17 protein-coding genes are annotated in these 21,205 nt (G+C 34.3%); 11 read left to right on the top strand and 6 right to left on the bottom strand.

What is annotated here, in order from left to right:
• Positions 1–408: 408 nt before the first annotated feature.
• The 3 genes from ACEN2N_RS18110 to ACEN2N_RS18100 all read left to right on the top strand — a co-directional run bounded on the left by ACEN2N_RS18110 (position 409) and on the right by ACEN2N_RS18100 (position 4,357).
• Positions 409–1,152, top strand: coding sequence for a CPBP family intramembrane glutamic endopeptidase (locus ACEN2N_RS18110; RefSeq protein ID WP_441825640.1), 744 nt, complete (start codon positions 409–411; stop codon positions 1,150–1,152).
• Between the two features lie 139 nt (positions 1,153–1,291).
• A complete protein-coding gene (locus ACEN2N_RS18105) occupies positions 1,292–3,190 on the top strand; it encodes a leucine-rich repeat domain-containing protein (RefSeq protein ID WP_441825639.1) in 1,899 nt (632 codons plus the stop codon).
• A 186-nt stretch (positions 3,191–3,376) separates the two neighbouring features.
• A complete protein-coding gene (locus ACEN2N_RS18100) occupies positions 3,377–4,357 on the top strand; it encodes a PLP-dependent cysteine synthase family protein (RefSeq protein ID WP_423999824.1) in 981 nt (326 codons plus the stop codon).
• A gap of 18 nt (positions 4,358–4,375) precedes the next feature.
• On the opposite strand, the gene ACEN2N_RS18095 is transcribed toward ACEN2N_RS18100, so the two are convergent.
• Positions 4,376–6,220: a cystathionine beta-synthase gene (locus tag ACEN2N_RS18095; RefSeq protein ID WP_441825638.1), complete on the bottom strand. Its 1,845-nt coding sequence runs from the start codon at positions 6,218–6,220 to the stop codon at positions 4,376–4,378.
• Between the two features lie 441 nt (positions 6,221–6,661).
• On the opposite strand from ACEN2N_RS18095, the gene ACEN2N_RS18090 reads away from it, so the two are divergent.
• The 7 genes from ACEN2N_RS18090 (at position 6,662) to ACEN2N_RS18060 (ending at position 12,406) form a co-directional block, all read left to right on the top strand.
• Positions 6,662–7,231: a Crp/Fnr family transcriptional regulator gene (locus tag ACEN2N_RS18090; RefSeq protein WP_441825637.1), complete on the top strand. Its 570-nt coding sequence runs from the start codon at positions 6,662–6,664 to the stop codon at positions 7,229–7,231.
• 63 nt (positions 7,232–7,294) lie between these two features.
• Positions 7,295–8,308 carry an NAD-dependent epimerase/dehydratase family protein gene (locus ACEN2N_RS18085; protein WP_441825636.1) on the top strand — a complete coding sequence of 338 codons (1,014 nt, stop codon included), beginning with the start codon at positions 7,295–7,297 and terminating at the stop codon, positions 8,306–8,308.
• A 181-nt stretch (positions 8,309–8,489) separates the two neighbouring features.
• Complete coding sequence (locus ACEN2N_RS18080) at positions 8,490–8,951, top strand: hypothetical protein (RefSeq protein ID WP_441825635.1); 462 nt, start codon at positions 8,490–8,492, stop codon at positions 8,949–8,951.
• Positions 8,948–9,889, top strand: coding sequence for a hypothetical protein (locus tag ACEN2N_RS18075; RefSeq protein WP_441825634.1), 942 nt, complete (start codon positions 8,948–8,950; stop codon positions 9,887–9,889). The genes ACEN2N_RS18080 and ACEN2N_RS18075 overlap by 4 nt, the downstream gene beginning before the upstream one ends.
• Positions 9,889–10,185: an STAS-like domain-containing protein gene (locus ACEN2N_RS18070; RefSeq protein ID WP_441825633.1), complete on the top strand. Its 297-nt coding sequence runs from the start codon at positions 9,889–9,891 to the stop codon at positions 10,183–10,185. The genes ACEN2N_RS18075 and ACEN2N_RS18070 overlap by 1 nt, the downstream gene beginning before the upstream one ends.
• A gap of 926 nt (positions 10,186–11,111) precedes the next feature.
• Positions 11,112–11,258 (top strand): hypothetical protein, encoded by a 147-nt coding sequence (locus ACEN2N_RS18065; RefSeq protein ID WP_441825632.1) that lies wholly within the window; start codon positions 11,112–11,114, stop codon positions 11,256–11,258.
• Positions 11,259–11,317: 59 nt separating this feature from the next.
• Positions 11,318–12,406 (top strand): alpha/beta hydrolase family protein, encoded by a 1,089-nt coding sequence (locus tag ACEN2N_RS18060; RefSeq protein ID WP_441825631.1) that lies wholly within the window; start codon positions 11,318–11,320, stop codon positions 12,404–12,406.
• 68 nt (positions 12,407–12,474) lie between these two features.
• On the opposite strand, the gene ACEN2N_RS18055 is transcribed toward ACEN2N_RS18060, so the two are convergent.
• The 5 genes from ACEN2N_RS18055 to ACEN2N_RS18035 all read right to left on the bottom strand — a co-directional run bounded on the left by ACEN2N_RS18055 (position 12,475) and on the right by ACEN2N_RS18035 (position 19,472).
• Positions 12,475–13,722 carry a glycosyltransferase gene (locus tag ACEN2N_RS18055; RefSeq protein WP_441825630.1) on the bottom strand — a complete coding sequence of 416 codons (1,248 nt, stop codon included), beginning with the start codon at positions 13,720–13,722 and terminating at the stop codon, positions 12,475–12,477.
• 324 nt (positions 13,723–14,046) lie between these two features.
• A complete protein-coding gene (locus ACEN2N_RS18050) occupies positions 14,047–16,254 on the bottom strand; it encodes a hypothetical protein (protein WP_441825629.1) in 2,208 nt (735 codons plus the stop codon).
• Positions 16,255–16,418: 164 nt separating this feature from the next.
• Positions 16,419–17,930 carry a DEAD/DEAH box helicase gene (locus ACEN2N_RS18045; protein WP_441825628.1) on the bottom strand — a complete coding sequence of 504 codons (1,512 nt, stop codon included), beginning with the start codon at positions 17,928–17,930 and terminating at the stop codon, positions 16,419–16,421.
• A 99-nt stretch (positions 17,931–18,029) separates the two neighbouring features.
• Positions 18,030–18,959 carry a 2-hydroxyacid dehydrogenase gene (locus ACEN2N_RS18040; protein ID WP_441825627.1) on the bottom strand — a complete coding sequence of 310 codons (930 nt, stop codon included), beginning with the start codon at positions 18,957–18,959 and terminating at the stop codon, positions 18,030–18,032.
• Between the two features lie 3 nt (positions 18,960–18,962).
• Positions 18,963–19,472: a DUF6155 family protein gene (locus ACEN2N_RS18035; RefSeq protein ID WP_441825626.1), complete on the bottom strand. Its 510-nt coding sequence runs from the start codon at positions 19,470–19,472 to the stop codon at positions 18,963–18,965.
• 173 nt (positions 19,473–19,645) lie between these two features.
• Between ACEN2N_RS18035 and ACEN2N_RS18030 the strand changes: the two genes are divergently transcribed.
• The gene (locus ACEN2N_RS18030) at positions 19,646–20,509 is read left to right on the top strand and encodes a sigma-70 family RNA polymerase sigma factor (RefSeq protein WP_027066973.1); all 864 of its coding nucleotides are present in this window, start codon (positions 19,646–19,648) and stop codon (positions 20,507–20,509) included.
• Positions 20,510–21,205: the final 696 nt, after the last annotated feature.

Genomic DNA, 21,205 nt, shown 5'->3' with positions numbered 1-21,205 from the left:
ATGATTTAGTAACTTGGGAATAACTTATATGGTAAGTAGTTGCTTGCAATTTTTGAAATATCGAAATTAGCTAGCATACGCTAAATCGAATTAAAATTCCACTTAGCTAAACGTTAGGACAAATTTGAAAGACAATGTAAATGGCTGAGTTATTCGCAGAACTAATTGGTAATATACCGTATTAAAATAATTGCGGTTTAGTGCTAAATCAAAGGTCGTTACGAGTTTGTAACGTCTGGTTTTACTTCGGAAAATCCCCGTACACAAACCCGCAATTAATCTAATACAACAACGATAATAAAACCTAATCCATTTCACTAATCAGTCTATTCCCTTTTACTAAATTACCTTTCGTTAATAAATAAGATTTTGTTAATATATAGATTTGTAAATATTGCTTAGTAAAATATGAAGAACGAATTAAAACCCTTCTGGAATAAGTATTTCATTTTCGATTGGAAATTCGGTCTGTTCTTAATTCTTCTGCTTTGTATTCCACGCATAGTTTTGGTTTTACATGGCAATCAAATTGGTAATATGCAATTTGTTGGTATAATGATGCTATTTATGGCCGTTGCACCATTTATATTTCTAAGTCAGCATGGTAGATATCAAATAGGTATCAAAAAACCTGCAAACTATAGCTGGCTAATTATAGCAATTTGTATTGGTTTAACTTTTAGTATGTTTCTTTACTTCTTAGGTGAATCACTTTATGGTAAATCCTATGAGAATTGGTATCAATATATTAGTAAATCTTATAATATATCTACAGATATAAACGAACAAACAAAACTAATAACCTTCGGTATTTCGGCATTTATAGGTATGACATTTAGTCCCATAGGTGAAGAACTATTTTTTAGAGGTATAGTTCATTCAAGTTTTGCTAATTCCTTAGGTAATAATAAGGCATCTATAATAGATAGTTCAGCATTTGCTATTGTACATATTTCCCATTTTGGTTTAGTATTCCATAATCAGCAATGGGAGTTTTTGCTAGTACCATCTGCAATATGGGTTTTGTGTATGTTTTTGGTGAGTATTATGTTTTATATCTGCAGAGAAGGTTCCGGCTCAATTTTGGGAGCAATACTATGCCACTCCGCTTTTAATTTAGGAATGACTTATTGTATTTTTTATCTTCTTTAGATAGGTAACTACTGTCAGTCTGAGCGCAGTCGAAGACCCATGCGAGTTATAGTACCATTATATATCACAAAAATTAATAGGAAGGAGCAACAAATAAATTAAAATTCAGTTTATTATATAACTGAATAGCCAAAATTACATGAAATCAAAAATTTTTAAAATAGCTGCATTATTCATTTTAATAACCTCTTGTAGCAAAGACTCACCAACTGAGGATAATACCCCAGCACCTATAGTTAAAAGTCAAGATAAAGAAATTGTAAGTTTTAAATTTTTAAAAGAAGATAATTTAAATCTTAATGAAGATATAACTATTTCAATCGATCAAAATACTTTAAGTCTAAGTGGAGGTTTTCCATTTGCCACCGAATTAAACGGTCTAATTCCAACAATTGAAATTTCTCCAAACGCAACTATAGTTCCTGCTAGTAAAGCAGCAATAGACTTAGAATCTTCTGTAGAATTTACGGTTACTGCAGAAGATGGTACTAGTCAAGAATATCGACTTTCAATATCAGAAAATGAAAATGAAGAAGGCAATGTAGTGAATTTTAGTTTGTTGGCTATGGATAATAATGACGGTACCATTTTTGGACAAATTCATGAAGATATTGTTGGTACAATCAATGAAGAAGATAATACTATTACAATTGCCATTCCGGTCGGAACAGAAATCGACGAACTAGTACCAACTATAACAACTTCAGAATTTGCAACCATTTCACCCCAGAATAAAGTTGCTCATAATTTTAGTCAACCTATTACTTATACAGTTACTTCACAAGCTGGAAATATTAAAACATATGAAGTTTCTTTAACAACAGGTTTAAAACCTGATCGTCAACTTTTAATGGAAATTGATGCACTTAATCCTGATAATACATTAGGTTGGGATTTTAGTGTTATGAGCTTAAATGAATTACCTTTTGTTGAAACCTTCGGCAATCAATCAGTTAGGAGATTAGAGTTTCAAGGTAGAAATATCACCAACTTTCCAGAAGGTATGAGCGGTTTTACAAGACTAAGTAATTTACATTTGTCATCTAATTCATTGAACGCTATACCTAATGAAATATATGAAATCTCAAGCCTTGATTATTTGGATTTAAGTAATAATAATATTACTATAGTTGACCCTGAAATCGCAAATTTGGAAAATTTAACCTATATTAATCTAGGTCAAAATGAAATTTCAACCTTACCAGATGAATTTACCACATTAACATCCTTAGATTATTTCCATTTAGAAAATAATATGCTTACTCAATTACCAGCTAATATAGGTGATATGAACAATATGGGTAACTTTTTCGTTCAAAACAATCAACTTACCTCTTTACCTGAAAGCGTATCGCAATTGACAAAAATTTGGAGAATGGATGTTAGTGGTAACAACTTGTCTGAATTTCCAAATACAATACTTAACCTTACTAATTTACAATTTTTAAATCTAAGTGATAATAATATTGATAGTATACCTACAGAAATTGGTAATCTTACTCAACTAATACAATTATCTTTAAACACGAACAACATACAATTATTACCTATTGAACTAGGTAGCCTTACTCAATTGGAACTCTTAGTTATGAGTAATAATCAAATAACTGTTTTTCCTGAAGAACTTAATTTCCCTCTATTACAACAGTTACATTTCGCTGATAACCCAATTGCAATATTTCCTCTTACAATCACTAATATGTTGAATTTGAATTATCTACGTATGTCAAATACAGAAATAACGATGATACCTGAAACAATCGATAATCTTACTAATCTTGAGAATTTGTTTCTTGAAGGTACTCCGTTGGAGAGAATCCCTAGCCAAATAGGCAATCTTGAGAATTTGTATAATTTAGATATTGGGAGAAATTCTATTTTAACTTCTTTACCAACTGAATTAGGAAATTTGATTAATCTTAACAGACTGGTTATAAGTAATACTGCAAATCTTAGGGTTATACCGGCAGAAGTTTGTGCCTTAGAGACTATGTACAATGTTATTCTAATAAAGGACTCAAGCGATACTTGTGAATAATTTATCGAAGTATCAATGGTAATGATAATTTTGACATTATGATAAATTAAAATACGCCAATTTCAATCTTATGGTAGTGTCTCATTAACATCCGAACGATATACTATATATAATTTTTGATGCATCTGCAACAATATTGCGAATACCAATCTAGTTTTATACTTTTGAGAGACTTTAAAAACAGCTATGGAATACGCAGAAAATATACTAGGTACCATTGGTAACACACCGCTTGTAAAAATGAATAAGCTTACAGCGGAGTTACCTTGTTTAGTATTAGCTAAATACGAGACTTTTAACCCTGGTAACTCGGTCAAAGATCGTATGGCGTTAAAGATGATCGAAGATGCAGAAGCTGATGGAAGACTACAGCCTGGTGGAACCATTATTGAAGGAACTTCAGGTAATACAGGTATGGGGCTGGCATTAGCTGCTATTATAAAAGGATACAAATGTATTTTTGTTCTGGCTGATAAACAGTCCAAAGAAAAGTGCGATATTTTGAGAGCTGTGGGTGCAGAAGTTGTGGTTTGTCCGACAGCTGTAGAACCAGAAGACCCAAGATCTTATTATTCGGTTTCTAAACGGTTAGCTACTGAGATTCCGAATAGCTGGTACGTAAATCAGTACGATAACCCGAGTAATGCAAAAGCACACTACGAAAGCACGGGACCAGAAATCTGGAAACAGACCGATGGAAAAATCACACATTTTGTTGTGGGTGTCGGTACTGGAGGTACAATTTCTGGAGTAGGCAAGTATTTAAAAGAGCAAAATCCGGATATTAAAATTTGGGGAATTGACACCTATGGCAGTGTATTTAAAAAATACCACGAAACAGGCATTTTTGATGAAAAGGAAATCTACCCTTATGTAACCGAAGGTATCGGTGAAGATATTTTACCGAAAAATGTTGACTTCAGCATCATTGACGGTTTCACCAAAGTAACCGATAAAGACGGTGCTGTTTATACGCAACGTTTAGCCAAAGAAGAAGGCATGTTTCTGGGTAACTCTGCAGGATCTGCCATAAAAGGAGTGCTGCAATTAAAAGAACATTTTACAAAAGACGATGTGGTCGTCGTATTATTTCATGACCACGGTAGTCGTTATATTGGTAAAATGTTCAATGATGATTGGATGCGTGAAAAAGGCTATATAGAATAGCCTTTTTTAAAACAGTTTTTACATACTTTCAACAAACTTCAGAAAAACATTTTTGTGAAGCTCCACATCCATATTCGGAGAAAGTGATACACGGGCTATATAGTCTTTATCATCTTCTTTAGTGGTGCCTTGGGTAGAAGTTGCCGGTATCGTCCAGTAACAACCATTTAACTGTCCGTAGCTAACACAGTATTTGCTCTCATTAGGTATTTCGGTAATCATTAGGTTGATTAACCTATGGTTCATTTCTCGTTTATACGATTCTCTTTCTTCAGCGGTATCGCCTTTGGTAGGCAAGTCTAATGAAAAAACAGATGGCGTGAAACCTTCGTTTGCCAATTCTTCTGATACAAAATTGATTTTAGCGGCAGGTAATGTCTTCTTTATAAAGTTTACAAAATCAAGGGTATTCACATATGCATCGTGAATTCTTTGTATCATTGATGGCATTTGCTTTGCTAAAATTTCATACTGTAAGTCAGTAGCTTCGTTATCGCAAAGACTTAAATGCAAGGCGATTTTATCCATTAAAGGTTGCGCTATTTTATTTGCGATACAATAACCAGCAGTGCATTTACCACCACTTGGGAATTTTGATCCACTAGCAAATGAAATTGTTCTTACGGATGACAAAATATCTCCATCCCCTAAAAAGTGAACATTGGGGCAAAAAGTTTGATCCAATATAAATACAGGATCTATAGCCTCACTCCCACTTGCCGTTTTTCTTTTAGCACTTAATACAGCTCTTAATTTATGAACATCCGGGACTTCAACTCTCGGGTTTGTCGGTATTTCGGCAATAATGAATGGTATGGCATCTTCTTTCGCTAGTTTATCTAAAACAATAGCAATACTTTGCACCATATCATTATCACCATCTACAGGTAAATCGACAATTTCTATATTTTCATTACAAGCAGCCACACGTCTCGCTTGGTCATTAGTACCACCGTAACAATTTGGAGGAACAACAATTTTAATCGCTTTCCCTTTATGATTTTCAATTGCATGGTGCACCAATCCCATCATAATGGCATATTGAATAGATAATCCGCTTGAAGCAACTAACGGAATTGTATTGGCACCAGAAACATCTCTTATGGCATCTAATACCTTTGCCTTATTCTCAGCTATATTTGATTTATCAATATGAGAAGAAGCTCCATTAACTAAAGATTGTAGCGCATCAAGACAATTTGCGGGAGTCATTGCCACCGTTTCTCTTCGTCTCACATGCTGAATATCTGATATATAGGTGTTGTTCTGTTCTCCGTTCACCAATAAAACACTACCTAAATCGGCATATATATCTATGTAAAAATCGATATTGGTATTAAGATCCGAAGCAGAAATCTCATCATCATGCGATACAAAAATAGTACTACCGTCGAACGCAACTACATCTGCTATATTCTTTACTTTCTTTAATTCAAAAGTATAGCCGTAAATCTCTCGTAATACATCGGCATCAAAAGCACTAGGTAATTCTCCCGTATAAGCAATAAGCGTATTTGTATTCTTTAATAAATTTGTTCTTAGGATGGATAAAATAGGAGTCGTCTTTGACAAGAAACTAATCACCTGTTCAGGCGCTACGTTGTTTAATGTCGCGATTGCCCATTCTAAAATACAAGACAATGGGTGACCAAGACGGATGTAATCGTAAGCCGTAGGTAAATTACTTAGCGCAGTGGCATCAGAATTATTCTCTTTAGCTAAATTTTCGAACTGGTCTAAAAACTGAACTTTAGCCAATTCTTCATTGTAAATATCTAGTCGATGCGTTGTTAGGTTCAACCAATCACTTGGCATATGATCTAATACATCTTTAATATAACTCTTCATTTTACTAACCTCCATAGCTCATGTCTTTAGACCCTTCGAAATTACGTAATAATTGAAAGTATTTGAAGGATTTAGTAGGCAGTTTCGGTGTTTAGTGTTCTGTTCTCATTAACAGTTAGCAGTAACAGTTTGCAGATAAAAATTTACATACGTCTTTGCGAGGAGCATTTCGCGACGTGGCAATCTGTTTCATGTATGTTTCAGTGTTCAGTTGCCAGTAACAATTCTCAGTGCTCTGCCTAAGTTATTAGTATTACTGTCAGTCTGAGCGGAGTCGAAGACCCTCGCGTGTTCCTATCCCTTCGACTGCGCTATGAATGATACTGCGTAAGTCAAGTAGTAATTTTAATCGTAAACCTGATTAAGAGTATGGTTTATCTCGTTAATAACTTGAACACAACTCCTGTTGTACCTACTTGCGCACAACTATGTAAAAAACGAACTTCGTTTTTATCTATGGAAAATCTAATTAACTACATAAAGTCAAGAGCAACCATATCGCAAACCGATATTGATCTGATCAAAAAGTATTCCGTGTCGGAAGAAGTTCCTGCGCAAACCATTCTCTTAGAAGCAGGAAAAGTAGAACGGTATATTTATTTCTTAGATTCCGGTATTGTAAAGGGATATCAGAATATAGATGGTAAAATTGTGGTTCAGCATCTCGTAGCAGAGCAAGATTTCTTCACATCGCTAGAGAGTTTTATGACAGAGACTCCGTCAATGGATTATTACGAAACTGTAACCGCTGCCACCCTTGTAAAAATAGCAAAGCCGGACTTCGATCTATTACAAAGGGAGACCAGTTTCTGGGCAATATTTGTGAAAGAAGTCACCAATGAGCACTTGAATTGTAAACTAGAACGCGTAAAAGATTTTCAGATTTTAACTGCAAAAGAGCGGTATCAAAAATTTGTGAATCAGTACCCAACATTGGCTTTAAATGTATCTATAGATAATATCGCTTCTTTTTTAGGAATGGAACCGCAATCGCTAAGTCGTATTAGAAAACAAATCGCTTTCTAACAAATGTTATTTCTTACCAATTAAAAGTCACGGAAATTTGCCTAAGCAAAATTCAAAAATAGTATGAGCAACGAGATATCATTAGTAACAGGCGGTACCGGACATTTAGGAAACAACTTAATACGATTATTACTTGCCAATAATCAAAAGGTTAGAACAACGGTTAGAAACCTAAATAATACAGCACCTTTTGTAGGGTTGGACTGTGCCATTGTACAGGCAGATATAACTGACAAAGCCTCTTTAAGAAAAGCATTTAAAGGGGTCACCAATGTATACGCAGTAGCGGCAAATTTTAGTATGTGGGCGAAAGACCCTAAAACCGAAATTTATGATAACAACCTACAAGGAACCCAAAACGTTTTTGATGTCGCTAAGGAATGTGGCGTACAAAATATAGTATACGTAAGTTCTGTAGCCAGTTTAGATTACACCAAACTACCCGCCAATGTAGCTAATGGCTATAATAAAGATCGAAGAAACTGGTATTTCAATTCTAAGAATGATTCAGATAAACTAGCAGTAGCATTAGGCAAAAAATACGGTATTAGAACGGTATTGGTTTTACCATCTGCAATGGTTGGTGGTATAGCTTTTAAACTCAGCTATTCTAACAATTTGGTACTACAAGTATTAAATGGTGAAATACCTGTAGATACTAGTGTAACCTTAAATTGGGTCGATGTAAAAGATGTTGCATTTGGCATGTTAAATGCCATGACAAAAGGCAGGGATGGCGAGCGCTATATTTTAGCGAACGAAACACATACTACCTTACAAGAAAGTGTAAAAATCGCAGCAGATCTATACCCAGAATTAAAGTTAAAAATGCCCAAAAAAGTACCCAAATGGCTTTTGTACGGTGTAGCTGGGTTAATGGAATTTAGCAGTAAGCTTACCGGTAAAGAACCTTTATTGCAACGACATTACTTAGATATGTTTTATGGTTTAAAACAAAACTATGATATTCGTAACTCTAGAGAAGAATTAGGCTTTAACCCTAAACCTTCTAAAAAGGCTTTGGAAGATGCGCTTGCGTATTTAAAAAATGACTGGAAAGAACAAAATGCAATCTAATTTGTATTAACTCATTCGTTAATAACTTTCTTACAAATTATCTGTAAGTACTTGCGTACATCTATTGAAATCTAGAACTTCGCTACCTCTCCCCGAAATAATTTAACGTAGTTATAACTTATAGGATTTGAAATACCTATTAGCTATACATAATCATGTACAAAAAAATACCAGATTATAAATGAATAACATTGGAATATTAAAAGATTTACTACAAACTTACGCTGACGATATTGAAAAGAATAATCAACTTTTAATAGCTCTTTTAGTATTCATATCGATTAATTTTTTAACTACGATTATTAATATTATTTCTCAGCATAAACTAAAATCCAAGGATAAAAATATAATCTCATTTAAAATTAAGGAGCAAAAAAGGATTTCAATATTTGAAAGTATATACATTAAACTAGATAAAATGACTTTTTTGGACGGAAGAACAGAGTCTGAAGAACTTTTACAATTAATCCAAAATGTGGAAAAGTTAATAAGTAAAAACAAATTATACATTCACAAAAAGAATCGAAAGTTAATGTACGATATTACAGACTATTTTAAAACAACTTTAACTGATTACAGAAAAAAAGACTACAGTAAAGAAATAAAATTATTTGATAAACTTTCTTCAAATTTCGCTAAATGATTTTATTCGAATTTCCTAAAATTCTAAAACCAAATTCTATTTATGAACTTTTAGATTCCCTGGAACAAGCTTTCAGTATGGAAGAAAAACTAATACCAGATGTTGTTATAAATTTACAAAAGGTAAAAAAAACATCCCTTTTAGGTATTTTACTAAATTATAAGTTTATAGAATATACCTATAAGCATAATTGTTTCAAAAAACCTGATTTATTTGTAAATGATTATATAGAGAAAGAATGGGAAAGATACGGTTTTACAAATTTGCTACATTCTTTTGTTTCTAATAAAGATTTAACTGAAAGAAATTACAAAAATCTTAAGGTTCAGGTAGATGACAGATTTATTATAGCACCACAAGCCTTATTACGTTCAAAACATTATTCAGATAAATTTTTGAAATCTGAATTTTTACCAAAAATAGAAGAGTATTACAAAAAAAATGATAAAGTAGTTTCTATGATATTCTTATGCTTATCTGAGATATTATTGAATTTTTGGGAACATGCAGTTGATGATACTAATTCTATTCTTGTCGCTGAAGGAAATGAAAATCACATCGAGATTGCTTGTGCAGATACGGGTAATGGTATAATTACCACGTTAAATAGAGTTTATGAAAATAGTACTATTGATAGACCGGGAACTTTAAAAAAAGCTGTCGAAAAATTTGTTACATCAAAAAAAATGACCAACCACATGGGTTATGGCCTTTGGATATTGAATCAAATTGCATTAAAAACAAAAGGGAGATTTCACATTTATTCTGAAGGAGCATTTTACAGAAACGATTTTGGCAAAGAATTAGCAAAAAAATGTGGTTACTGGAAAGGCACAATTATCTATTTGTCATTACCTTTAAAGAAACCAATCACGCTTAGTGATATTGAAAATCATGATAATAAAAAATTTAATGATATTAAAATAAATTGGAAATAATGAAAAATATAAGTTTAGATGACTTCGGTCCAATTATAAGCACCAAAGAATCTGGAAATAAAATTTTGAATTTAATTACTGATAATTTAAAATCAGATGCCAAAATCTCTGTCGATTTAGGTAAGATTAGGTCAATGGCTACTTTTTGTGCAAAACAAATTTTCGGAAAACTATATGTTTCATTAGGCGCAGAAAAGTTTTTTGAAAATGTAGAAATTGTAAATGCATCAGACGATTTGAAATCAATAATTAAGATAGGAATTCAAAGCGCTATTCAAGAAAATATGAATGATTAATATTCATTTTTAGAGAATATTTAATTTTTAGATTTTATTATTTTTCCGAGAAAAAAGCTATTCATACTATTGAATAGCTTTTTTTTTGTTTTTTTCCTGATACGATAACGAAACCACAAACTTACCCCCTGTTCTTCTCCTCAATCCATTTACTCATTAACTTGGTAACAGTCATGGTTTGGTGGTGCAACAAAGCACCGGTAAAGCTTTGTGTTCTATGAGCAGTAATTGATTGTTGTAGCTGTGCTATCTTTTCTAGATACACCTGTTCTAAATTGGTTATGTACACAAGGTATTTACAAAAGTTTTGCTTTGGTTTTGTGCCGTTTGCCAAGATTACTGAAAATGTATCTAGCTCAACCTCTTAATCACTCTCCTTTATTTTTATAATTATAGTATCTTCAAACTGAAAACCAAACATACGAGACGAGACCGTTGGCGGTAATTGTAAAACAAACTCATTATTAGTCGTTTTAACGATTAAGGTAATATGACTGACTATCTAAAGAAACATCTAAATCAAAAATTAATACTTTCTGATGAGAAATTAGAAAGTGTATTAATTTGTTTCAAGGAAATACATACTAGGAAGAATCAGATATTGATTCATCAAAACAAAGTTTGTAAACATTTATTTTTCATAAAAAAAAGGATGTTTACGAGTTGTATGCACTAGAGATGATGGTCAAGAATGGACAAGGCAAATTGAAACTGAAAACAACTTCATTACAATATTTCCTAGTTTCATCGAACAAACAAATACCAGTTCATACCTTCAGGCTATCGAGGCAAGTGAAATATTATATATTTCATTTACTGATTTTAAAAAGCTTAATAATTTGCTTCCTGAGTGGAAAAAATTCTATACCGACATTCTTGAGAAAGCATATATAAATAGTGTGAAACGAATTGAAAAATTAATTACAATGAGCGGAAAACACCTTTACCAAGATTTTAAAATAAATCATCCTGAGCTTTTAAGAAGATTACCTAATAAAGTTCTAGCGAGTTACCTAGGTATGTCTCAAGAAACACTGAGTAGACTAAAAGCTAAAAAAAATGAGGCTTCTTGATTTTTATCAATTTTATTTACATAGATGAGTTCTAATTTTGTACTTAAATTAAAAATCATATGTATTCAAGAACTTTATCCTTTCTAATCATTTTATTTGTTTTCTTCACTTTTACAGCTTGCAATAACGATAATTATAAAGACCAAAGTTTTCAAAATTATTTGCAAACACATAAATATGCAGTTGGTCAAACCAATTTTACATTTCTTGATTCTTTAAGAAACAGACCTTTAAAAACCGAAATTTGGTATCCGACAAAAGACACTACTAAATTTAATGTCACAACCGAATACCCTTTTAAGTTACCTCCTACTTCAAAAGACGCAAAACCTATTGCAGAAAAATCTCCCTTGATTTTACTCTCTCACGGAACTGGAGGAAATAGAATTAGCCAAATGTGGCTTGCTTGTGAATTAGCTTCCAACGGATTTATAGTAGCTGCAGTTGACCATTATGGCAATACTTTAGATAATAAAATTCCAGAGAATTTTGTAAAAGTTTGGGATAGACCATTAGACATCAGTTATGCACTCGACAATCTGTTGAATACTTCAGAATTTAGTTCGATAATAGACTCAACAAGAATCGGAATGGCAGGATTTTCATTAGGCGGTTATACGACAATTGCACTAGCGGGTGGCGTGTTGAATTATGAATTACTAAAAGAATTTTCCAATACCGAAGAAGGAAAGGTGGAATTTGACTTACCTGAATTGGGAGATGTTTCAAAACTTATTACTCCCGAGATTATTGAATTGGGAAATAAAGAATATAGATACCTGAAAGACAATAGAATATCTGCGTTTATTGCAATGGCTCCTGCTATTGGACAAGGGTTTAATGAAAAAAGTCAATTTGAAAAAGTTAATAAATCAGTTTTAATTATTGGTGCGCAAAATGATGAACGGACACCTGTTAATACCAATGCTAAACATTATAGTGAATTATTAGATGGCTCAAAATACATAGAATTGAGAGGACAAGTAGGGCATTACATTTTTATGAACGAAGCAAAAAATCGTCTTAAAAGAAATGCTCCCATTGTTTTTAAAGACGATAAGTCTGTTAATAGAGATGAAATACACAAAGAAGTTTCCGCTATGATAATAGAATTCTTTAATAACGAATTGAATAAAAATAGCCACTAACACTGCATATGAAATCATAGCTCGTAAATCAATACAATTCATATACTCATCTATATATAAAACACCAATTATACTTTATTCTTCTCTTCAATCCATTTTCCCATAAACTTGGTAGCAGTCATGGTTTGGTGCTGTAATAAAGCTCCGGTGAAGTTTTGTGTTCTATGATGGATCAAGTCTTTTTGTAGTTGCGTTACTTTCTCTAGAAATACACGGTCTAAACTCGTTTTAGCGTACAGGGTATTGATCAAGGTTTTCCCTTGGTCTTGCGATTGATGCCAAGTGTCTTTCACAGTATATAAACGTACCGCCGAAGCAACAAAAGCGGTATGGTCATTTTCTATATAACCGTTCCAGTCCAAAATACCGGCCATGCCTTCTGCACCAAGGGTTGTAGTAACACTAGGTGTGCCATTTTGCATTGCAGAAATCAATTTCCCTTTAATGCCGGCACCAAAACGTAACGGAGCCAAACATACTTTAGCGGTACTCATAACTTCATCTACATCTGCTGCTCTGCCGTGCACTAGAAATCCCGCTGCTGGGTTATTCATTTCTAAAATCTGCTGTGGTAAGTAAGCACCATACACATGTAATTTAGCATCAGGCAATTGTTTATGAAGTAATGGCCAAATGTCAGTTTTCAAGCATTTTACGGCATCAATATTAGGCGCGTGTTTTCCACCACCGATGAAGATAAAATCTTTTCTTTCTTCAAAAGTTTTCCATTCGGTTTCACTAGTAATTTCATCGACCATAAACGGAAGTAACATCAATAGACTATTGTCTATTTTAATTACATCGGTCAATAATTCTAATTCGTAACTAGAGATGATCAAAGACAAATCGCAACGATACATACTCGCGATTTCGCGTTTGGTTTTATCATCTGCCAACCACGCATCTGTAGTAAATGGTATATCTTTTTTAAAGCACTGTTCACGCACATGACGCAGCGAATGTAAATCTTCTGTATCTAAAATTCGTAATGCATTTGGGCAGTTTTCAGCCACACGCCACCCAAACTGTTCTTCGGTCAAGAAACGATCGAACACCACCACATCAGGTTTTAACTCCGCAACAAAAACATCAAAAGAACTATCGTTCATTTTAATATCCGCAGTTTGATATCCTAAAGAAACTACATCTGCCGAAAAATCTGATTTAGAAGCCGCCGATGCAATGGTGATAGCATAGCCTTTCTTTTTGAATACTTCTAGCAATTGCAACATACGAACTCCCGCAGCCGTAGAAGTAGGTTCTGGCCATACAAGTGCTATTACGAGAAGGGTTTGGGTGTTATTTTTTAAGTACAAAGTCCGAAGTATTAAGTACAAAGTACGGGAAATGGTTTTTGGTTGGCAAGTTTATAGTATCAGTAGGCAGTTTCAGTTAGCAGTGTTCTGTATTAATTTGTCTTTGCGAGGAGCTTTTCGCTACGTGGCAATCCGTTGAATCATTGTACTTCAAATTAATTTCGGTTAACATGTCAGTCTGAGCGCAGTCGAAATGTGCGTGTTCCAAACATACAGATAGCCGCGCTCTGCTCGCTATGACGAAAGCTAAGGCCATTGAGCGTAGCCGAAATGTGCGTGTTCCAAAGAAACAGATAGCCGCGCTCTGCTCGCTATGACGAACAACTAACTACCAGAAACCCCAATTTCATCAAGCACCACTACCCCATACTCCGTTTGGTCAAAAATGAATTTAATACTGCTTATTGCACCTACATTGAACTCAGCGTTTTTCTTACTAAATATTTCTAGTGGAAAATGGTAGGTCTGCAATTGTACTTCCCAATCTGCACCGATCATTTGTTTGTCTAAAAATGCGAATTTGGTAAACCTAGTTTTTAACGGTTTCGTAATCCCTTTTATCTCACTTACTTTTAAATCACTTATTTGTCCCGCAGCATCGGTTAGCTGAATCGTAAAATCTAGTTGTGGGGCTTCTCGTTTCTCTTCATCTTTCTTTGCTTCCTTCTGGACTTCGGTTAAATTGATATCTAGCCATTCATGATTTCCTGCCCCGAGGGTGAATTGTAAACTAGATTTTGCTGAAAACGGAATAGAATCATCTGCAGAAAGCCTTAATTCATACACTCCTTTATCCAAAGAACTAGTCCGGTTTTCATAATCCCACCCTAAGATAACAGCATTATTTTCTTGGCTACCTTCATCTCGTGTTGGCAGGTATTGCTCTTTCCATAATCCTAAGTTGCTCGTACTAATGCTTGTACTATCTTTTGCTGTTGTGATATCTAAATCCTCTTCAAAATCAGCAATAGTATGAAAATTAGAGGACTCAAAAGAAGTCAGGTACTGTTCTACAGGTAACCATTGTTTGGCTACAGAAACGTTCTTAAAAATAGAGCGATATTCTTGATTATCTTTCAAAGAAGCATCTGCAAATGCGCTAACAAATACCTTTGTAGCTTCTTGTTGCTGCTCTTCTTTCAATAAAGGGTACAGATTCAACAACCACTTTGTAGGTGCACCAAAATCTGAATTACCCCATGTGGAATTAAACTGGCCGTGATTGGCATGGTGAATATATACGCCTGATTTAAATCTAGAAATACTATCTGTATACTGCAAACGACGGTAGGGTCGCATACCCCAAAAACTAACTTCATCGGCATCGTAAGAACCTTGTATGCTCAAAAAATTGATGTTGTTCAGTATAATTTTGCGGTCATACCTATAATCTGTAGGTGCTAATGCGACGACACCTTTGATATTAAAATTGAAATCGAATTTCACTTTTGACTGATCAGGAAAATAGGGCAACGGATTATAACCGGCAGCTATAGAAACCGCCTCGCCACCACGAGAATGCCCAACGAGCATAATATTATCCATATCGACTTTTCGGGCAAGGTCATGACCATTTTTAGCATTCCAGCTTCGCCATTGTTCTAAATGTTTTAAAAGCAGCCAAGCACGAGCGGGCATTTCTTTACCCATAAAATCGCCGGACCAATGTCCGTTCAGAAAATTTTCATCCACCGAAACGGCTATAATTCCCCTACTTGCCAAAAGTTCGCCCAGATAGCCATAACCATCATCTGAGTAATCGATCATACTATGGTTACCGTGTACTATGAGCGTTAAAGGAAATGGACCATCACCCTCGGGCATATACACCCTGCCATTTAGCGGAAAGTTTTCAGCACCGAAACCCCAATATTTTTCACGCCATTTTTTCTTTTTGTCCTTCCAATCAGGTATTAGCCAGGTACCATCTACTGAATTGGTGGTATAGGTTACTCCCGTTGAGAACTCCTCTCGTTGCTCGTCGGTTCCACTACCATACGTAAATGTTTTAAACGTATAAGAACCGACAGCGGCAGGATTTTCTATCTCCACATTAGAAAGCATTGAATTACTCTCAGAAAAAGCCAAAGGCACCTGTTTATCATAAGGGTCAGCACCTGTATCAGCTAAAACGAATAGGATATAACCGATACCGATGAGCATTATGATTAGAAAAGCACTAGAAAAAAAATTTCTTTTTAATTGAAATCTATAAATGGCAATACACAATAGTATACCGACAGCGGCAATTGTACTATAGAGTACTAAGGGCCACCCAAAACCGACATATTTTAAAATGATAAAAACTACGATACCGCTCAAAATTGCCGTAATCGATTTCAGCGGGATAGTCCTAATTCTTTTTCCTAAAAAATTAAATAGGATATAAACGCCAAAGTTGATGACCACCCCTAAAAGAATGGCTATTAGCATCATTACAATGGGGTGCCAACCGGTTAAAAAGTGGTATCCGGTAATTGCATAAAAAACAAGTGTAAGCAGTAAAATAAGGGAGAATAATCGGTTTTTCATTAGAAGGGTAAATTCTGGTGGTTCTAGCACTTGAATTTAAACAACTTATATGAATATAAATAACCCACAGGGTATTTTTGAATATCAACTAATTATCATCAACCTAGAATAGCGAATTGATAATGAGACCAAACGTAGTTGTGAATTTAAAACTTCTTTAAAATTTACATTTTCGCAGCAAACATCTTAGAGATTTTAGAACGCAATTTTCGCTCATAATCTTCTTCTAGCCATTCTTTGTAGTTTTTAGTATTGTTCATTATACAATATGAATATTGGCGTACACGATATTTGATTTCCTCTTTTAATTTTTTAGCTAGAATACGAGCATCAAAAACATCTTCAGAATTCTCAACACAAATTTTTGCATGCTGTTGAATACTCTTTTCAAGTACCAATTTAGATTTCTCTCCGTTAGCAAAGCTCTTCTTATATTCTGCTTTTATATCAAAATCTATTTCGGTAGAATTTGCGAATTCTGCACGAAGATCTGGTGGCATTTCATAAACGAATTCCCGTTCAATTTCCTCGTCGTTCTTAATATTCTCTAGATAGAAATCAGGAAAATGAAAGATTTCTTGCCAATCGATTCCCGCATTCCACATACCGAAACGGGCGACATTGTTCCCCATATCGATGACGTTGAATTCCTCTTTTTGAGGTAAGTATCTTGACCCACGCCCGATCATTTGAAAATAAAGGGTAAGAGAGCGTGTGGCACGGTTTAATATAATAGTCTCCACGCTAGGCTCATCAAAACCCGTAGTCAAAATACTCACTGAGGTAAGAATAGCATCGGGCGTTTCTTTAAACCACTTTAGAATATCTTTTCGTTCGGCAGCATTGTTCTTATTGTCAAGGTGACGAATATTATAACCAGCCTTTTTAAAGATTTCGTAAACGTATTTAGAGGTATTAATTCCGTTATTGAATATTAATGTCTTTGTGCCTTTACCTATTTCATTATAAGCAGAAACCAACTTGTTCAACATGCTGTGGTTACCGTACAGCTCATCAGAAGATTTTACGGTATAATCTCCGCTAATACCAAGTTTTAAGGTCTGTAGGCTAACATCATAATTATACATGTTTGCCTTTGCCAAAAACTTCTTTTGAATCAACGATTCTATTGACTCACCCACGATCAACTTTTTATAGTTGTCTTTCATGGGAAGCTTAATATTCGAACTCAACGGAGTAGCCGTAACCCCAAGAATAACGGAATTCTCAAAGAATTTAAATAGTTTACGGAACGAGTTGTAATGCGCCTCATCGATAATAACCAAGCCAATATTATTGATCTCGACTTTCTCTTCTTGAAGACGGTTATTTAGCGTTTCGACCATAGCCACAAAACACATAAATTCATCTTGGTCTTGCCACTCTTTAACCTCGCTATTGATTATCTTGTTTTTTACCCCAAAGCCCTTCAGCATTTTAGAAGTCTGCTGACTTAATTCGATACGATGGGTTAATACAATTACCTTTTTATTGGTTTTTGCGATATAGCGTTTTGCAATTTCAGAGAAAACCACCGTTTTACCACCACCGGTAGGCAATTGGTATAGCAAGTTAGAATTATCTCCATTCTCATCTAAATACTTAAAAATGGAATGAAGATCTTCCTCTTGATAATCGTACAGGGTTTTCTCAGTAATCTCGTTATGTAGCTTCAAAAGGTTTGTAGGCGTTTATTTATGTTAATAATGCAAAAACCTTATAAAATTATGTGATTTTTATGGGTCTAGGAAATAAAAAACTTGAAAAAAACAATATTAATAACCCTTGTCAGCATCGACTAAATTTTGCAATTTTTCTCCAGAACCTATCTTGTAGTAGTTTTCTATTAGCTGCGGAATAACAGAATTTGTATCAGAAACACTGGCATAATGGGGTGTCATGTGCACTTTTTTATGATTCCAAAAAGGATAGCTTTTGGGTAATGGTTCAGTATGATATACATCTAAACACGCCCCAGATAAATGTTCGGCATCTAATAATTCTATTAAATCTGCGTCAACTAAATGGCCGCCACGGGCAACATTTATTACAAAGGCATTTTTAGGAAGTTGAGACATCAGTTCTTTGTTTAGTATACCTTCGGTTGCTGGCGTTAATGGCAATAAACATACCAACACATCGGTAGTTTTTAAGAACTCTTGTTGTTCATTACCACCAGTAAAAGTTTTTACGCCCTCGATATTCTTTTTACTCCTACTCCACCCCTGTACTTTAAAGCCGAATGTAGTGAGGTCGGTAGCAGTTAGCGCCCCTAATTCTCCTAAACCTAAAATACCAACAGTAACATCTTTAATACGTAAGTAATCTTTTGGCGCCCAACTATTGGCAACTTGGTCTAATTTATAGGCATTCAAGTTTTTTAGATGCGCCAATATAACGGCTAGCACATGCTCAGACATATCGCTCGCTAAAAAAGGATCTACAATACGTGTAATTGGAATGTTCTTCGGTCGGGTTTCATCTTCAAAAATATAATCTACCCCTGCACCGGCAGAAGCAATACATTTTAAATTGGGGTAACCTGCCAAAGAACCCTTTGGGTGCTTCCAGATGACCGCCATGGTAATTTCATCTTTAGGGTGATCTTCGATATAGCTATAAACATTTATGGCACTGTTAGCCTTCTGTAAAGCATTTTTCCAAAGTTCAATTTTCTTATCCTGTCTTATAACAACTATTGCCATATGCTAATCTATAATATCCAAAGCTTTTGAGAATTCATCCTCAAATAGCCATTTCTGGTTTTGTGTTTCGGTATAAATTTTCAAAATACGCTCCCTAAATTCAGGAAAAACTCCCTGTACAGTAGCATATTGAATAACCTCATTAAATGAATTGAGCATACTTCTATAAAAAGAATCCGGTACATTTTTCTCTCTAGAGAAGTTCTGTGCAATTTCTAAATTATAACACATAACATCTGCAACTAAATGGGGCTCTACGCCCAGCTTTATAAAATGCTTCAAGAATTTTTGGGCGACCGAACGTCTTGCTTTTGGTCTTCTACGTTTTAATGGAAAATATTCGTTGGCTATTTTGGCTTTTGCATCTTGTACCAATTTATCTTCTTTGGGGTTAAATGCAAAGTCATAATAGGTTTTTACGGCGGGAAATTTCTCGTAAAGCTCTACTATTTGGTCTTCTAACGCCTTTTTCGGAAGCTTGGATATATATGTTTTTAAAGCTCTTTTACTCATATTAATTCAGTGTCTGATATCAAAAATAGGTTTTACAAAAATAAAAGCATCAAATGTTTAAATCTTTGTTAAAGCTAATAAATGCTGTAGAAGTATAGTGTTATTCATTAGGAAATACGGATAAAAAGCGGTATACTGTAAACTTGTACAACTTCTAAATTCCATACACACATATGAGGCAACTAAAGATTATCAAGCAGGTAACGAATCGTGAGTCGAAATCACTGGATAAATATTTGCAAGATATCAGTAAAATTGATTTGATTACAGCGAATGAAGAGGTAGAACTAGCGCAGAAGATTCGCGAAGGTAGTCAAGCAGCTTTGGAAAAATTAACCACTGCCAACTTAAGATTCGTAGTGTCCGTAGCAAAACAATATCAAAATCAAGGTCTTAAATTGCCAGATTTAATCAATGAAGGAAATTTAGGCTTAGTAAAAGCAGCAAAAAGATTTGATGAAACAAGAGGATTTAAGTTTATATCCTATGCCGTATGGTGGATCAGACAATCTATATTACAAGCTTTAGCAGAACAATCAAGAGTTGTTCGTTTACCGTTGAACAAAATTGGTTCAATTAATAAAATCAAAAAGACATTTTCTTACCTAGAGCAGGCACATGAGCGTCCACCTTCTCCAGAAGAAATTGCAAAAGAATTAGAAATGACGGTTTCTGAAGTGAAGCAGTCACTTAAGAATTCAGGTAGACACGTATCAATGGATGCACCTTTACGTGAAGGCGAAGATTCTAACCTATACGACGTTTTACGTTCAGGTGAGTCTCCAAGACCAGATAACGTTTTATTACAACAGTCTTTAAATACTGAAATCAATAGAGCTTTAGATACATTGTCGCCAAGAGAGGCAGATGTGGTTAAGCTTTATTATGGTATTGGTGATCAACAATCAATGACCTTAGCAGAAATCGGACAGACATTTGATCTTACAAGAGAGCGTGTTAGACAAATACGTGAAAAGGCAATACGAAAATTACGCCATGCCTCTAGAAGTAAGTTATTGAAGACCTATTTAGGCTAGAATAACATTGTTTTAAAAAAAGAAAGCGCCCGTTTATACGGGCGCTTTCTTTTTTCATACTGTTTTGAAACACTATGAATAGCTTAATTTGTTGATATTAAAGTTCACTAGGATGCTATTAAGATCCTGAATAAAATTTTGATAAGACGAAAAATCTTGATTTTGATGTGCCATGAGTATTTTTTTATTGGTTTTGGTTTGGTTTAGATTTACATATAGTCCAACTCCGCTAATTCGTTGATACTAAGAATCTCATTTAAATCTTGAAGAAACACAAGGTATTCTTCTCCGTAGGTGTCATAAAGCATATTGTAGGTTTAAAAGTTAATCTATATTTGGGTATTCATATCTTGAAGTAAATATATACCGATGTTAAGGTCGAGACAACAAATTGTGGTGAACCAATTTAATTATGTTGTAAAACCTATATAAAAGTGTTGTTTAGCCTTCAAAACCTTCAGCACCTATATATTAAAGGGCTTTCAAGCGTGCAGTTTATCCTGTTTTTTGGTGTTTTATCGATGGAGCTGTAAAAAAGTATATAAATAATTGGCTATTTTGATACGCGTTGCAAAAGAAAAAATTGAAATTACAGTAATTTATAGTTCAGGTTAGGTAAAAAATTGAATTGCTATCAACTTAATTAATAGCATTCTACATTTATTATAAGTACTACAATACCCGACTTTATTTTTC

Source organism: Maribacter spongiicola (genome assembly GCF_052119685.1).
In the GTDB taxonomy this organism is placed as follows: Bacteria; Bacteroidota; Bacteroidia; order Flavobacteriales; family Flavobacteriaceae; genus Maribacter; species Maribacter spongiicola_A.
The sequence above is the reverse complement of the archived record's forward strand: the minus strand, read 5'-3'. Positions and strand labels throughout refer to the sequence as shown.

What these genes read in the sequence shown, in the direction of transcription:
- ACEN2N_RS18030 (WP_027066973.1), top strand. Translation starts at nt 19,646, where the DNA reads ATGAGGCAACTAAAGATTATCAAGCAGGTAACGAATCGTGAGTCGAAA.
- ACEN2N_RS18100 (WP_423999824.1), top strand. Translation starts at nt 3,377, where the DNA reads ATGGAATACGCAGAAAATATACTAGGTACCATTGGTAACACACCGCTT.
- ACEN2N_RS18090 (WP_441825637.1), top strand. Translation starts at nt 6,662, where the DNA reads ATGGAAAATCTAATTAACTACATAAAGTCAAGAGCAACCATATCGCAA.
- ACEN2N_RS18095 (WP_441825638.1), bottom strand. Translation starts at nt 6,220, where the DNA reads ATGGAGGTTAGTAAAATGAAGAGTTATATTAAAGATGTATTAGATCAT.
- ACEN2N_RS18035 (WP_441825626.1), bottom strand. Translation starts at nt 19,472, where the DNA reads ATGAGTAAAAGAGCTTTAAAAACATATATATCCAAGCTTCCGAAAAAG.
- ACEN2N_RS18085 (WP_441825636.1), top strand. Translation starts at nt 7,295, where the DNA reads ATGAGCAACGAGATATCATTAGTAACAGGCGGTACCGGACATTTAGGA.
- ACEN2N_RS18065 (WP_441825632.1), top strand. Translation starts at nt 11,112, where the DNA reads ATGAGCGGAAAACACCTTTACCAAGATTTTAAAATAAATCATCCTGAG.
- ACEN2N_RS18105 (WP_441825639.1), top strand. Translation starts at nt 1,292, where the DNA reads ATGAAATCAAAAATTTTTAAAATAGCTGCATTATTCATTTTAATAACC.
- ACEN2N_RS18110 (WP_441825640.1), top strand. Translation starts at nt 409, where the DNA reads ATGAAGAACGAATTAAAACCCTTCTGGAATAAGTATTTCATTTTCGAT.
- ACEN2N_RS18075 (WP_441825634.1), top strand. Translation starts at nt 8,948, where the DNA reads ATGATTTTATTCGAATTTCCTAAAATTCTAAAACCAAATTCTATTTAT.
- ACEN2N_RS18050 (WP_441825629.1), bottom strand. Translation starts at nt 16,254, where the DNA reads ATGAAAAACCGATTATTCTCCCTTATTTTACTGCTTACACTTGTTTTT.
- ACEN2N_RS18040 (WP_441825627.1), bottom strand. Translation starts at nt 18,959, where the DNA reads ATGGCAATAGTTGTTATAAGACAGGATAAGAAAATTGAACTTTGGAAA.
- ACEN2N_RS18080 (WP_441825635.1), top strand. Translation starts at nt 8,490, where the DNA reads ATGAATAACATTGGAATATTAAAAGATTTACTACAAACTTACGCTGAC.
- ACEN2N_RS18060 (WP_441825631.1), top strand. Translation starts at nt 11,318, where the DNA reads ATGTATTCAAGAACTTTATCCTTTCTAATCATTTTATTTGTTTTCTTC.
- ACEN2N_RS18070 (WP_441825633.1), top strand. Translation starts at nt 9,889, where the DNA reads ATGAAAAATATAAGTTTAGATGACTTCGGTCCAATTATAAGCACCAAA.